Origin of the sequence: Rheinheimera sp. (genome assembly GCF_036782235.1) — a bacterium.
Lineage (GTDB): Bacteria > Pseudomonadota > Gammaproteobacteria > Enterobacterales > Alteromonadaceae > Pararheinheimera.
Window position 1 is genome coordinate 250,165 of the sequence record NZ_DAIPZL010000001.1, and the last position, 14,371, is coordinate 264,535.

The following is a 14,371-nucleotide window of genomic DNA, read 5'->3' on the forward strand; positions in this document are numbered from 1 at the left end:
GTTGCCTTGGCCACCCCTGTTTTATTAAAAGTTAAACCGTTGCGTTTTAGTTCGTTTGTGAACGGCGCAACGAGCGTGCAAGGCGTGAGCGTTCCCGGTCGGCTTCCAGCAAAGCCTCTTCAATAAAGGCCAGATGGCTGTTGCTGGCTTGCCGGGCTTGCTCCGGCTCACCATTGATCACCGCTTCCATTAACCGTTGCCGATGTGAATTCAGCTGGCTCACTATGCCGTCTTTTTGCCGCAGAATCTCAAGGTTCAGCTTGATATTCTGCTCCACCAGCGGCGTTAAGCCGCGTACCAGATGCAGCAACACCACATTATGGGATGCTGCTGCGACTGCTAAATACAAACTGCCGACAGCCCTGGCTTCAGCGTCTAAATCCTGCTGTTGCTGCGCGGCACAAATTTCATCATATCTTTGTTTAATTTGGGCAAAATCGGCACTGGTGCCCCGCAATGCGGCGTAATAAGCACAAATACCTTCTAAAGCGTGACGAAATTCCAGTAAATCAAACTGTGACTCTGGATGGCGTCCAATCAGCTCAAATAACGGGTCAGTCAGGCCACCCACCAGATTGTCACAGACATAAGTACCACCACCCTGCTTACGGCTGACCAGACCTTTGGCTTCCATTTTTTGCAAAGCTTCACGCAGACTGGGGCGGGATACATCAAACTGCTCGGCCAGTTCACGCTCAGTGGGTAACTTTTGCCCGGGCGTAAAAGTACCTTCAAGCAGCATATGCTCCAGCTGCTCAACGATCCGATCTGACAATTTGGCCGGTTTGATTTTCAGTGTGTTCATCCATTTCCCTGACAATAAGCGGCTTCACAGCAAAAACGGGCTATCAACAGCGTTTTTTGTGAATTGCCTGTGCTTATCGTGGTCTTTTTTTGTGTTTATTGTAAATTGGTAAGACCAATTTACATATGCAGGCCATAAGGTAACAGAAAGCGTAGTTGAAGTAAATTCAACCTACTAGTTATGCTGGCCTTTGCGGTCAAATAACTAGAGTTGAAACTCTAAAAAAGCCGGGAATTAGCCAGAAAACAGAATTGGTCAGACCATTTCAGAGCGGCGTTAATCGCTGTGTGCAGGCCGCACTGTCGCCAAGTGTGAAGAGATCAGCCTGCAGCAAAGGCTGCAGGCTGATTAAATTAAGACAAGGCACCACTCAGGGTAAGAATGGCCACTAAAGCAAGGAAAAACAAAATATTACGTTTAGCAAGCTGCACTAAGGAGCAACTCTCAGTGCTGCAGTTTATCAGCTCCTCCGGCAAAGGTTCGGCCGCTTTGGCAATATCGGTCAACACTTGCCCTGCCGGGGTGCTGCTGTCACCGAGGTAACTGAGTAATATGGCGGAAGCACGGGAAAAGTGTCCAACCAGCGCAAAACCAAGACCAAACAACCGGGCCGGTAACCAGTCCGCCCAGTGGCTGAGGTCGCTTGCTACTGCAGTTAACCTTTGTTGCAGGGCTATGCTTTGACTGAGCTGCTCAGCACGGTCTTTTAGCTGCTGCAGATCCTGCTGTGCGCCGGTTTGTGCTTCAGCTGCGGTATTGGCTGCTGAATCAACAGCTTCATACTGCTCTACCGCTTTATCTTCAGTGCTGTTGGTATTAGGGGCAAAATCAGCATCGGCAACCTGTTCTGCCGCTTGTTGCTGCGGCTTTGTTATTTCCTCAGCCGTGCTGTTGCTTTCTGCTGCCTTGATATAAGTGGCAGGTTCGCTTAACAAACGCAAAATGGCATAAGTAAGAGCACCAAAAGCCCCAAGAATGGCAAACCAGAACAACACAGCGGCATAATATTTAAAGTTCAGCCACACCAGGCGCTGGCCATAACTCAACTGCAACTGACTGATCCCTGCGTCTGTTTCCAGCTGCTGCATGGTTAAAAAAGCCGCCTGCTGATCGTCTCTTGCCGAAGCATTCAGATATTGTTTGTACAACTGACGGTAATGCCAGCAACCCATACAAAGCAGCAGCACCAGGGTATTGACCAGCAAACTGAATAACCAAAAATCCACCAGTTGCACCAGCAGCGTTACAGCCAGCGCAGGCAACAAACACCAAAGCCATAAACCAATCTGTGGCTGGGTGAAGGCAGAAAAAGGTGTTTTATTGGCATAAGTTAAATAAGGCCGTACATAACTAACCAGTTGCCACTGCGGACTGCGCACGGCCAGGCGCTCCACAATTAAAGCTATTAACATACTAAGCAAAGTCACTTCGGGTTCTCCTTTTTGCAGCTTTGTTGCTGCATCGCATCCAATTTCTGAAAAAAACCTTGCCAGTCAAAGGCCTGGCCTGGATCGGTTTTGCGTCCCGGCGCAATATCGCTGTGACCCACAATACGGGTTGGACGCAGCTTGGGGTATTGTTGTAATAAATACCAGCAAAGTTCGGTCAGCGCCTGATACTGCGCTGCGGTGTAGGCTTCATCGTCACAGCCTTCCAGTTCAATACCAATCGAAAAATCATTACATTTTTCCCGCCCAAGAAACTGACTGACACCGGCATGCCAGGCTCTTTTGGCAAAAGGCACATATTGCCAGATACGCCCATCCCGATAAATGACACAATGCGCTGACACCCGCACACCTTGCAATTGGGCAAAATAAGGATGTGCCGAACAATCCAGCCGGCCACCAAAAAAGTCGTCAATATAAGGGGTATTAAACTGGCGGGGTGGCAGGCTGATATTGTGGATCACCAATAAACTGATGTCATTTTCATCAGGCCTGTCATCAAAATGACTGCAGGGGCGCTGCACCAGCGCTGGCAGTTCAGAGTTTGTTATTGTATGCACCGGCGCGGCGGTATGCGCTGATAAAGGCTTTTGCAATTGTTGATCACGCTGTTTATGCTGTTGAACTATTGTCAGCGCGAAAAGAATACAATGCAAGCATCTGATCCCACAGCCAAACTCGGCAAAGGTTTTGCCCTGATTGCCTGGTTGTTAGTACTGGCCGTCATTTACCTGTTATTTGATGAGGCTATTGCCCACAAGCTAAACCCCAATCAGCAAGTGCAATCTGTGGTCAACGCACAAGGCCAGGCCGAAGTCACTCTGACCCGTAACCAAAGCGGCCATTATGTCGGCACCTTACAGCTCAATGGGGTGGATGTGGTGTTTTTGCTCGACACTGGCGCCACTGTGGTCGCAGTGTCCCCTGAAGTGGCAAAACGCACGGGCATGCCACAGGGCCAGCCTTATCAGGTGAACACAGCCAATGGCGTTACCACCGCTTACCAAAGTCACATCAACAGCCTGAAACTTGGCGATATTCTGCTGCGCGATTTGCCGGCCAGCATAGTGCCTAACCTCACCACCACCCGGGGTGGCACAGAGATTTTGCTAGGAATGAGTGCGTTAAAACATTTAGAATTCGCGCAACAGGCCAATCAACTGCAACTGAAACAAAGAAACTGACTTATGCAATCAACTCAAGCAACAGCAGACATCAGCCATCACGAACGGCTGGTGCAGGAAATTCGCCGTGGTGTCAGTCATGCGCTGGCCGAAGATTTAGGTTATTTACCGCTGGCACAAGGTGATATTACCGCATCGCTGATCCCGACAGAACAACAAGCCACCGCCACTATTATTACCCGCGAAGACTGTGTGATTTGTGGTGTGGACTGGGTAGAAGAAGTATTTCAGCAATTGTCGGACCAAGTGGTGATCCAGTGGTTTGTTAAAGACGGTGACACAGTAGCAGCCAATACGCTGCTTTGTGAAATCAGTGGCCCGGCACGGGTGTTATTAACAGGCGAACGCACTGCACTTAATTTTCTGCAAACCTTAAGCGGCACCGCCACCACCACCGCCAAATATGTGGCTTTATTAGGTAACAGCAAAACCCGGTTACTCGACACCCGTAAAACCCTGCCGGGCCTGCGGCTGGCACAAAAATACGCAGTCACCTGTGGCGGCGGCAAAAACCACCGTATTGGCTTATATGATGCGTTTTTGATTAAAGAAAACCATATCGCTGCCGCAGGCTCTATCGCCAATGCAGTACAAACCGCCAGGCAGAACTTCCCTGGCAAGGCGGTAGAAGTAGAAGTAGAGGATTTAACTGAGCTGGAACAGGCGTTAGCGGCCGGTGCCGACATTATTATGCTCGACAACTTTCATATTGCCGATATTCAGCAAGCCGTGGCCATCAATCAGGGCAAAGCCAAACTGGAAGTCTCCGGCAATATTACCAGCGAAGCCTTAAAAGCACTGGGCGCAACAGGGGTTGATTATATTTCCAGCGGTGCCCTGACCAAAAACGTACAATCTATTGATTTATCAATGAGATTGCGCAGCCTGTAATTGTTACCTCAGATGCCGGCTTCCGTTTGGCCGGCTAGCAGCTTGCACCCGGACACAAATTTTCAGTCCCTCGCCATACAAGGGCTGAAATCAGCGGCCCAAACACAAAAAAGCTGTTTAAATTCAGCATTCAACTCCTGTTAACAACTTATTTGCTTTATTTGTAACCAAATGCAGATGAGGTCTCGCCGTCACACAAAGTAATTAAATTAGGAACACCCCGCAAATGGCATTAGAAAACATAACGTTATCTAACAGAGGCACAAATATTGCTTTATAGGCAAAGATCAAACCAATTTGCTTAGCACCTAGGTGCCCACTCCAAAAAACATTAAAAAATAACTTTATAATTCATTAGGTTGAATGCACAAAAAATAAATATTTACAAATATGCATTTTTTTCTTGCGTAACGCCTAAAAATGTCCAGAATAGAAATCAACCCCCTGGGTTAAATTAATTACTAATGGAGAAGTACTATGAAACGTAACCAAGGTTTTACTTTAATTGAATTAATGATCGTTGTAGCGATCATCGGTATCCTCGCTGCAGTAGCACTGCCTGCTTATTCAACATATCAAGCAAGCTCTAAGGTTGCTGCTGGCCTGTCCGAAATTGCAGCAGGCAAAACTGCATTTGATTTAAAAATGAATAACGGTGAAAACGTTGCCACTGCTGATGTATTCCAAAACGCAACCACTGGCAACTGCACCTTGGCTGCAGCTGGTGTTGGTGCTGACGGTACAGGTACATTAACATGTACAATCCTTAACGCTCCAGCAGCGGTGAATGGTTCTATTATTACATTAACACGTGCCGCTGACGGCGCATGGACTTGTTCTTCAGACATTGCAGATAAACCAAAATACGCTCCAAAAACCTGTCAAGGTTAATAGAACTACGTAAAAAAGGGCCGCAAGGCCCTTTTTTATTGGCGCAAACAGAAGACAAAACTTCTCAAAATTCATTCATTAACGCCCGATAACGCCGCATTTAACAGTTGAATTCCTATTCCCCGCTGTCATAATCAAAATGCTAATTTTCTCATTATTATCTGACAGATGGATGTATTGTCGTTATGGCTTTTAACCTGCAATCAATTCTTCTTCGCCGTTTGGGCCAATCCGGCCTGATTGATGCGGGCCATTGCACCAAGCTTGCTGCCGAAAAAAACCATCAGTATCAAACCGCCGCCGACTTTCTGATTGGTGAAAAACTGATTAGCCCGGCAGCGCTGGCCACAGCAGCCGGTGGTTTTACCATGCACAGTGTGCTGGATTTGGATTATTACGATCTGGACTATGTGCCAGAGCAGGAACGTAATGAAAAACTGATCCGTAAGCACCATGTGCTGCCCATTTTTAAACGGGGCCGCAGTTTATTTTTGGCTGTAGTAGACCCAACCGATATGCAACCGGTAGAGGATTTTGAATTCAGTACCGGCCTTAGGGTTGAAGTGGTGGTGGTTGAGTTTGACAAACTGCACAAACTGATTGACCGGGTATTTGACCAAAAAGCCAGCGACAGTTTTTCCAATACAGATTGGGATTTAAGTGAACTTGGTCTGGCCGATGCGGATGAAGACGACAGCACCAATGAAGCTGAAGACGGTCCCATTATTACCTTTATTAACAAGATGCTGCATGATGCCATTCGAAAAGGGGCGTCAGATTTGCACTTTGAACCTTACGAAAAAAGTTATCGTATCCGTTTTCGCATTGACGGTATTTTGCATGAAGTGGCCTCACCGCCGGTGGCACTGTCCAGCCGTTTATCTGCGCGCTTAAAAGTCATGTCGCGCCTGGATATTGCGGAAAAACGGGTACCGCAGGACGGCCGGATTAAACTGAAACTATCGCAGAAAAAGTCGATCGATTTCCGGGTCAGCAGCCTGCCCACGCTGTGGGGCGAAAAAATCGTAATGCGGATCCTGGATTCGGACAGCGCCATGCTGGGTATTGATATTCTGGGTTACGAAGAAAACCAGAAAAAACTCTATCTGAACGCACTTGAACAACCGCAAGGCATGATTCTGGTGACAGGCCCTACCGGTAGCGGTAAAACGGTATCACTTTATACCGGCCTGAATATTTTAAATACCGAAGAAACCAATATTTCCACTGCGGAAGATCCGGTAGAAATTAACTTACCCGGCATTAATCAGGTGCAGGTAAACCCCAAAGCAGGGTTAACCTTCCCGATGGCGCTGAAATCTTTTTTACGGCAAGACCCTGATGTGATCATGGTGGGTGAAATACGGGATCTGGAAACCGCCGAAATTGCTATTAAAGCGGCCCAAACCGGCCACTTGGTAATGAGTACTTTGCACACCAACTCAGCCCCTGAAACCTTAACCCGTTTATTGAATATGGGTGTTCCGGCTTATAACGTGGCCAGTTCCGTCAGCCTGATTATTGCGCAGCGTCTGGCGCGGCGGTTATGTAGCCACTGTAAAGCCCCGGAAGTCTTGCCAGAAGAAGAGTTATTACGTCAGGGTTTTACCAAAGAGCAATTACCCGGTATTAAATTATGCAAACCTGTCGGCTGTGAATATTGCACCGGCGGTTATAAAGGCCGGGTCGGTATTTATGAAGTGATGCCGATTTCGCCTGCTATTGCTGAAAAAATTATGCACGGTGGTAATTCACTGGAAATTGCCAAACAAGCCCAGCTCGAAGGCATTAATAATTTACGCCAATCCGGTTTACTCAAAGCAGCGGCCGGCTTAACCAGTCTGACCGAAATTAACCGGGTGACAAACGCTTAATACAGGTGCATAAAATGGCACTTCAACAAAGCAGTTAAAGCGCAGACTTGAATTTAATAATGGCCAGCAGGTTATTGCCGGCACAAGGATAAAAAATGGCTCCACAACCAAAAATAAAAGAGCAGGACAACTTTTCCTGGAAAGGGGTAAACCGCCGGGGGAAAAAAGCTGAAGGTGAAATTCGCGCTAACTCTATTAACGAAGCAAAAGCCTTATTGCGCCAACAGGGGGTAACCCCCTCTATTGTTAAGAAAAAAAACAAAAGCTTGTTTGGTGGCGACGCAAAAATCACTCCAGCAGATGTCGCAGTATTAACCCGCCAGATTGCCACTATGCTCACCGCCGGTGTGCCGCTCGTACAATCGATAGACCTGATTAGCAGCGGTGCCGAGAAAAAGTCTTTACGTGATTTAATGCAAAAAATCTCACTAAAAGTACAAAGTGGTATTCCGCTATCTGAAGTACTGCGCGAACATCCTAAGTATTTTGATGCGCTTTATTGCGACTTAGTGAAATCCGGTGAACAGTCCGGTGCTTTAGACCGTATTTTTGATCGGGTTGCCACCTATAAAGAAAAAGCTGAAGCCCTTAAATCCAAAATTAAAAAAGCGATGTTTTATCCTATCGCCGTTGTGGTAGTGGCATTGATTGTAACCTCAATTTTGCTGATTTTTGTGGTGCCGTCCTTTGCCGAAATTTTTGCCGGTTTTGGTGCTGAATTGCCTGGCTTTACCCTTTTTGTAATGGGTATTTCTGAGTGGATGCAAAGTTATTGGTGGGTGGTATTAGCGGCCATTATTATTTCGTTGTTTTTATTTAAGAAGGCGTATCACAATAATCTGCAGTTTAAGACTGCTACTGATGCCATGGCACTGAAATTGCCGGTATTTGGCATGATTATCAACAAAGCCGCTGTGGCCCGTTATGCCCGGACTTTATCCACCACTTTTGCGGCCGGTGTGCCGCTGATTGAAGCGCTGGAATCTGCTGCTGGCGCTGCCGGCAACGAAATTTATAAAAATGCCATTATGGAAGTCAGAGCCGATGTTTCCGCCGGTGGCCAGATGTTCAGCTCAATGAAAACCACCAACAGATTCCCGGAAATGGTGATTCAGATGGTGTCTATTGGTGAAGAATCAGGCTCTTTAGACGATATGCTGGCCCGGGTAGCTAATATTTATGAGCAGGAAGTGGACGACGCGGTAGACGGCCTTACGGCACTGCTGGAGCCAATGATTATGGCGGTACTGGGTGTGATTATCGGTGGTTTGATTGTCGCTATGTATTTACCAATTTTCCAACTGGGTTCGGTGATCAAATGATGTTGTCTGGTGCAGAAGTATTGTTGTATTTGCAGCAGTCGCCTTATGTTTTTACCGCTGTGGTGTTTTTGTTCAGCCTTTGTGTTGGCAGTTTTTTAAATGTGGTGGTCTACCGCTTGCCGCTGATGATGGAACGCAGCTGGCAAGAGGAATACCAGGAGTATTTTTCGCCGGAGCTGTCATCAAACGAATCACAATCGAAAACACCGGTATTTAATCTGGCAGTGCCACGCTCTGCTTGTCCGCATTGTCAGCATCAGCTGTCGGCGCTCGATAATATTCCACTGCTCAGTTATCTGCTGCTCAAAGGCAAATGCCGTTATTGCAGAGCGCCTGTCAGCTTGCGATATCCGCTACTGGAGCTTGGCACTGCGATAGTCTCCGCTGTAGTCGCCTGGCAAATGGGTGCAACCGCCACTGGCCTTTTGTATTTAGGGGTGACCTGGGCGCTGTTGGCACTTACTTTTATTGATATCGATAAAATGTTATTGCCTGATCAAATCACCCTGCCCCTGTTATGGCTGGTGCTAGTAGCCGCAGTGGCAGGCTTTAGTAAAACCGACGCTGCCGGGGCTATCACCGGCGCAGCCTTGGGTTATCTGGCGCTCTGGTCGGTGTATTGGCTGTTTAAATTGCTGACCGGCAAAGAAGGCATGGGTTATGGTGATTTTAAATTGCTGGCCGTATTTGGTGCTTTGCTCGGTTGGCAACAACTGCCACTGATCATCTTGTTGTCATCGCTGGTGGGCGCTGTGGTGGGTTCTGTCTATCTGGCTGTTCAGGGCAAAGATAAAAATAATGCTATTCCATTTGGCCCTTACATAGCTGCCGCCGGTTGGATTGCCATGCTCTGGGGTGAACAAATCACCGAAGCTTATTTGTCGTTGATCCAGCCCTAAAATGCTATGAGCAAATTTATTGTTGGACTCACAGGCGGTATTGGTAGTGGCAAAACCACTGTCGCTAATGAGTTTGCCAAACTCGGCATCCAGTTGGTGGATGCCGATCTAGTCGCCAGAGAAGTGGTTGCATCGGGCAGCCCGGCTTTAACGCAAATAGCCGCCCATTTTGGTGAAGGTATTTTACTCAGTGATGGCAGTCTGAACCGGGCTTTATTGCGGGAGCGTATTTTCAGCAATGAAGCGGAAAAACACTGGTTAAATCAGCTGTTACATCCACTGATCCGGCAGCAGCTTCTGCAACAACTGGCGCAGGCCAGCTCGCTTTATGTCATTCTGGTGGCACCGCTGTTGATTGAAAACAAGCTGCAACCTTTGGTGGACCAGTTGCTGGTGGTGGATCTCAGTGCCGAGCATCAGCTAAGCCGCACTGCAGCGCGGGATCAGGTTGACACAGCTCAGGTGGCAGCCATTATGGCGTCACAATGTACGCGTGAGCAGCGCCTTGCTGCGGCAACTCAGCTGCTGGATAACAACCTGCCACCAGAAACTCTGCCCCAAAGAGTTATGGCACTGCACCAAATATATTCAGCCATGGCAGCAGAAAAACTAGCCAAATCGCGAACTTAAGGTTATGTTAACTGACGGGTGCAACAGCAACCCGCTGGCTTTTTTTGGGGCGCACCTCGGGCATGGCAGAACTTATCTACGAACATCCACTCAACGAAAAAGTCCGAACCTATCTGCGGGTCGAATATTTATTCAGTCAGGTCAATCATCAGCTCGCACTTGCCAACGAATCCCAGCAACTGGGCTTTTTTACCTCGTTGTTTGCGCTGATTGAGGTGCTGGATCGCAACGATATCCGCCCGGATCTAATCAAAGACGTCGAACGTTGTGAAAGTGCGCTGGTGAGCTGGTCGCGTCATCCTTCAGTGTCTGACGACAGCCTCGAGCTGATGTTGCAACAGGCAGTACGGCTGCAAAGTGAGCTGATCCGTGGCGCCAAATTTGCCAATGTACTCAAAGAAGATAAATTTTTAGGTCCGCTACGCCAGCGTTTTTTTATTCCGGGTGGCACCTGTTATTTTGATTTACCTCAACTGCAGTTCTGGTACACCCAGCCACTGGATGTCCGGCAAAAATCGGCACAGGAATGGATAGCACAATTGCAGCTGGTAGAAAGAGCCATCAGCTTTGTACTGACATTTATCCGCGAACGCGGTAAATTTCAGCCTGTGGTGGCGGAAAATGGTTATTACCAGAGCAATACTGAACAATACGAGCTGCTCAGATTAAAATACCCGCTGGAATATTGTTGTTACCCAACCATCAGCGGCAATAAATATCGTTATGCCATTCGTTTTATGCAGCTTTGCGACACTCAGGGCCGCGCCACTTCAGATAAAAATATCCCGTTTGAACTTGCCTGCTGTTAGCGTTGTTTTTGGCGCTCTCCTCAGGCTGCTATTTTCGCTTCATATTCTGGTTGCGTGTATAATGCGGCTTTTGTAAATAGCGCGCAGGAATTGTGATGTCAGAGCTCAAAGTAAAATGCCCAACTTGCCAGACCCAGGTCAGCTGGGGTCCACAATCACCATTCAGACCTTTTTGCAGTGAGCGCTGCCGTTTAAGTGATTTAGGCGAATGGGCCAGCGAAAGCCGTCGTATTGCCGATAAACAGCCGATAGAAGCAGGCATAGGCGATGCTGATCTGATGGCGCTGGAAGATGAGCTGATGCAGCAGGACAATAAGTTTTTTCAATAAACATAAGCCGGCTCTGCTTTAATGCCAGAGCCGGTGTTTGCTTAAGCCCCCTAAGGCTGGAACAGTTGCTGTACCGCTGCCAGAATGGGCTGATTGGCATCAGGGAACTGATAATGACCAAGTTCGAGCTGATGCACCCAGGCCGTTTGCTGGCCTTCCAGCCCTTCGCCTTCACCGCTGAAATCTTCCACCAGCCAGACATCCAGCAACACGGTTTTTTCCGGATAAGCATATTGCAGCTGTAACATGGCACTGGCGTTATGCACTGTCAGGTTTACTTCTTCCAACAGCTCGCGTTGCAGTGCCTGCAACACAGTTTCACCCGCCTCTACTTTGCCACCCGGAAACTCCCAGCGCCCGCCCTGATGCAATTGATCCGGCCTTTTGCTGATAAAAATAAAGTCGCCGCGCTTTATCACGCCAACGGCCACATGCACTACTTTGGTTGTCGACACTTGCCGTCCTCCTTGTTATCCGGTTTGCCTGCCCGAGTTGTTTGCCTGAGCAGCTTTTTCATGCATAAAAAAAGCAGAGCGAGCTCTGCTTTTTTAAGGACTGCGCCGGCTTAGCTTAACTTGCCATGGCACTGTTTATATTTTTTGCCTGAACCACAAGGGCACACATCGTTACGGCCTATTTTTTCACCGTCGCGAAACACAGGAGCGCCCGGATTAGCCGGCACTTCCCCGCCTACATGTTCGGCTTCTTCATGTTCAAACTTCATGGCTACGGCATCGGCTTTACGGCGCTGCTCTTCTACCGCTTCCACATCTTCAGGGGCGCGGATCTGCACACGGCTTAATACACCGACCACATCCAGTTTCAGCTGATCCAGCATGTTGGAGAACAGTTCAAAAGCTTCGCGCTTATATTCCTGTTTTGGGTTCTTCTGCGCATAACCACGCAGGTTAATACCCTGACGCAGGTGGTCCATCGCCGCTAAATGTTCTTTCCAGTGCGTATCCAGACTTTGCAGCATCACGGCTTTTTCAAACTGACGTAACACTGGTGCACCCACCATTTGCTCTTTCAGCTCGTAGGCTTTTTCTACCACGTCGTGGATACGCTCTTTCAGTTTTTCTTCAAACAGTTTGTTGTCTTCGGCCAGCCATTTTGCCACTGGTACATCAATAGCAAAGTCTGAACGTAACCGTGCTTCCAGGCCCGGGATATCCCACATTTCGTCCAGCGATTGTGGCGGAATGTACTGGTCCATCACCGACTGCACGACGTCTGTGCGGATAGCGGCAATAGTTTCAGTAATATCATCTGTGGCCAGCAATTCGTTGCGCTGCTCATAAACCACTTTACGCTGGTCGTTGGCCACGTCGTCAAATTCCAGCAACTGCTTACGGATATCAAAGTTGCGCGCTTCCACTTTACGCTGCGCGTTTTCAATAGCGCGGCTGACCAGCGGGTGTTCAATAGCTTCACCTGCTTCCATTCCCAATTTGCGCATCATACCGGCCATACGGTCTGAGGCAAAAATACGCATTAACGCATCATCCAGTGCCAGATAAAAACGGCTGGAACCGGCATCACCCTGACGACCGGCGCGACCACGCAACTGGTTGTCGATACGGCGTGATTCGTGACGTTCAGTACCAATAATATGTAAACCACCGGCTGCGATCACAGCGTCATGACGCTGTTGCCACTGTGCTTTAATTTCATCAATTTGCGCCTGAGTCGGGTTTTCCAGCTTGGCCACTTCAGAATGCCAGTTACCACCGAGCACAATGTCAGTACCCCGGCCTGCCATGTTAGTGGCAATGGTGACAGTGCCAGGACGACCGGCTTCGGCAATAATCTGCGCTTCATTGGCGTGGAACTTGGCGTTTAACACCTGATGCGGGATTTTTGCTTTGTGTAATAACGACGACAAATATTCTGAGCTTTCAATCGAAGCGGTACCGACCAGCACAGGGCGTTGTGCCTGACGGGTGGCTTCAATATCTTTAATAATGGCCTGATACTTTTCTTCAGCAGTCAGATACACCAGATCCGGCATATCTTTGCGCACCATCGGCTTGTTGGTTGGCACCACGATAGTTTCCAGACCATAAATTTGCTGGAATTCAAAAGCTTCAGTGTCGGCAGTACCTGTCATACCAGCCAGTTTTTCGTACAGACGGAAGTAGTTCTGGAAAGTGATAGATGCCAGCGTCTGGTTTTCGTTCTGAATACGCACACCTTCTTTGGCTTCAATAGCCTGGTGCAAGCCTTCAGACCAGCGACGGCCTTCCATAGTGCGGCCAGTATGTTCATCAACAATCACAATCTGACCGTCTTTAATCACATAATCCACATCCTTTTTAAACAGGTTGTGGGCGCGCAGAGCAGCATACACATGGTGCAACAAAGTGATGTTGCTGGCAGAGAATAAGGACTCACCCTGCTGCATTAACCCCCGATCCAACAGAATTTCTTCCACACGGATCTGGCCACGCTCAGTTAAATAAATCTGTTTGGCTTTTTCATCGATGGTGAAGTGACCATCACCCATCTGACCTTCTTCATCTTCTTTTTCCTGTTTTTCCAGCATTGGAACTACAGTATTGATCTGGCGGTACAGCTCTGAGCTGTCTTCGGCCTGACCAGAGATAATCAGCGGGGTACGGGCTTCATCGATCAAAATCGAGTCCACTTCGTCGATAATGGCGTAAGCTAAATCGCGCTGCACCCGGTCGGCCATGCTAAAGGCCATATTGTCGCGCAGATAATCAAAACCAAATTCGTTGTTAGTACCGTAAGTAATGTTTGCCGCATAAGCCTGCTGTTTTTCCGCATGTTGCATGCCAGGCACGTTGACACCCACAGTCAAGCCTAAAAAGCGGAACAGCGGCTCGTTGGTCGCGGCGTCACGTTTGGCCAGGTAGTCGTTGACGGTAATGACATGCACAGCACCGCCGCTTAAGGCGTTCAGGTAAGCCGGCAAAGTTGCGGTCAGGGTTTTACCTTCACCTGTGCGCATTTCAGAAATTTTGCCCTGATGCAGCACCATACCGCCAATCAGCTGCACGTCAAAATGACGCATGCCAAATACCCTTTTACTGGCTTCACGCACAGTGGCAAAGGCTTCAGGCAACAAATCGTCCAGGCTGGCACCATCAGCATAACGTTGTTTAAATTCTGCAGTTTTTGCCTGCAACTGCTCATCAGACAAGGCTGCAAACTGGCTTTCCATGCCGTTGATTTCGTCGACCGTTTTAGCGAGTTTTTTCAGGTAACGATCGTTGCGACTACCAAATAATCTGGTAAAGAGTTTTCCAAACATTGTCCAAATACC

The 14,371-nt window shown here is 48.3% G+C and carries 14 protein-coding genes; 9 read left to right on the top strand and 5 right to left on the bottom strand.

The genetic code is table 11. The features are described from left to right. Positions 1-46: 46 nt before the first annotated feature. The 3 genes from pdhR to ampD form a co-directional block, all read right to left on the bottom strand. Entirely contained in the window at positions 47-805 is a 759-nt protein-coding gene (pdhR, locus tag V7P87_RS01045) for a pyruvate dehydrogenase complex transcriptional repressor PdhR (protein WP_260655553.1), read from the bottom strand. 353 nt (positions 806-1,158) lie between these two features. After that, positions 1,159-2,232 carry a regulatory signaling modulator protein AmpE gene (gene ampE, locus V7P87_RS01050; RefSeq protein WP_333795766.1) on the bottom strand — a complete coding sequence of 358 codons (1,074 nt, stop codon included), beginning with the start codon at positions 2,230-2,232 and terminating at the stop codon, positions 1,159-1,161. Next, positions 2,229-2,813 carry a 1,6-anhydro-N-acetylmuramyl-L-alanine amidase AmpD gene (gene ampD / locus V7P87_RS01055; protein WP_333795767.1) on the bottom strand — a complete coding sequence of 195 codons (585 nt, stop codon included), beginning with the start codon at positions 2,811-2,813 and terminating at the stop codon, positions 2,229-2,231. Before ampD ends, ampE begins: the two co-directional genes overlap by 4 nt. Positions 2,814-2,903: 90 nt before the next feature. On the opposite strand from ampD, the gene V7P87_RS01060 reads away from it, so the two are divergent. The 9 genes from V7P87_RS01060 to yacG all read left to right on the top strand — a co-directional run bounded on the left by V7P87_RS01060 (position 2,904) and on the right by yacG (position 11,082). Next, positions 2,904-3,437 carry a retropepsin-like aspartic protease family protein gene (locus tag V7P87_RS01060; RefSeq protein WP_333795768.1) on the top strand — a complete coding sequence of 178 codons (534 nt, stop codon included), beginning with the start codon at positions 2,904-2,906 and terminating at the stop codon, positions 3,435-3,437. 3 nt (positions 3,438-3,440) lie between these two features. Beyond that, entirely contained in the window at positions 3,441-4,328 is an 888-nt protein-coding gene (gene nadC, locus V7P87_RS01065; protein WP_333795769.1) for a carboxylating nicotinate-nucleotide diphosphorylase, read from the top strand. 477 nt (positions 4,329-4,805) lie between these two features. After that, on the top strand, positions 4,806-5,219 hold the full coding sequence (locus tag V7P87_RS01070; RefSeq protein WP_333795770.1) for a pilin: 414 nt from the start codon (positions 4,806-4,808) through the stop codon (positions 5,217-5,219). Positions 5,220-5,404: 185 nt separating this feature from the next. After that, positions 5,405-7,093, top strand: a complete 1,689-nt coding sequence (gene pilB / locus V7P87_RS01075; RefSeq protein ID WP_260655544.1) for a type IV-A pilus assembly ATPase PilB — start codon at positions 5,405-5,407, stop codon at positions 7,091-7,093. A gap of 95 nt (positions 7,094-7,188) precedes the next feature. Beyond that, entirely contained in the window at positions 7,189-8,415 is a 1,227-nt protein-coding gene (locus V7P87_RS01080) for a type II secretion system F family protein (RefSeq protein WP_333795771.1), read from the top strand. Beyond that, positions 8,412-9,314: a prepilin peptidase gene (locus tag V7P87_RS01085; protein WP_333795772.1), complete on the top strand. Its 903-nt coding sequence runs from the start codon at positions 8,412-8,414 to the stop codon at positions 9,312-9,314. Before V7P87_RS01080 ends, V7P87_RS01085 begins: the two co-directional genes overlap by 4 nt. Before the next feature lie 6 nt (positions 9,315-9,320). Beyond that, complete coding sequence (gene coaE, locus V7P87_RS01090) at positions 9,321-9,944, top strand: dephospho-CoA kinase (RefSeq protein ID WP_333795773.1); 624 nt, start codon at positions 9,321-9,323, stop codon at positions 9,942-9,944. Between the two features lie 62 nt (positions 9,945-10,006). Beyond that, positions 10,007-10,753, top strand: coding sequence for a cell division protein ZapD (gene zapD, locus V7P87_RS01095; protein ID WP_296300142.1), 747 nt, complete (start codon positions 10,007-10,009; stop codon positions 10,751-10,753). 95 nt (positions 10,754-10,848) lie between these two features. Continuing rightward, a complete protein-coding gene (gene yacG / locus V7P87_RS01100; protein ID WP_333795774.1) occupies positions 10,849-11,082 on the top strand; it encodes a DNA gyrase inhibitor YacG in 234 nt (77 codons plus the stop codon). A gap of 50 nt (positions 11,083-11,132) precedes the next feature. Here yacG and mutT read toward each other — a convergent pair whose 3' ends face one another. Both mutT and secA read right to left on the bottom strand, forming a co-directional pair. Then, positions 11,133-11,537, bottom strand: a complete 405-nt coding sequence (gene mutT / locus V7P87_RS01105) for an 8-oxo-dGTP diphosphatase MutT (protein ID WP_333795775.1) — start codon at positions 11,535-11,537, stop codon at positions 11,133-11,135. A gap of 110 nt (positions 11,538-11,647) precedes the next feature. Continuing rightward, on the bottom strand, positions 11,648-14,359 hold the full coding sequence (secA, locus tag V7P87_RS01110) for a preprotein translocase subunit SecA (RefSeq protein ID WP_333795776.1): 2,712 nt from the start codon (positions 14,357-14,359) through the stop codon (positions 11,648-11,650). Between the last annotated feature and the right edge of the window lie 12 nt (positions 14,360-14,371).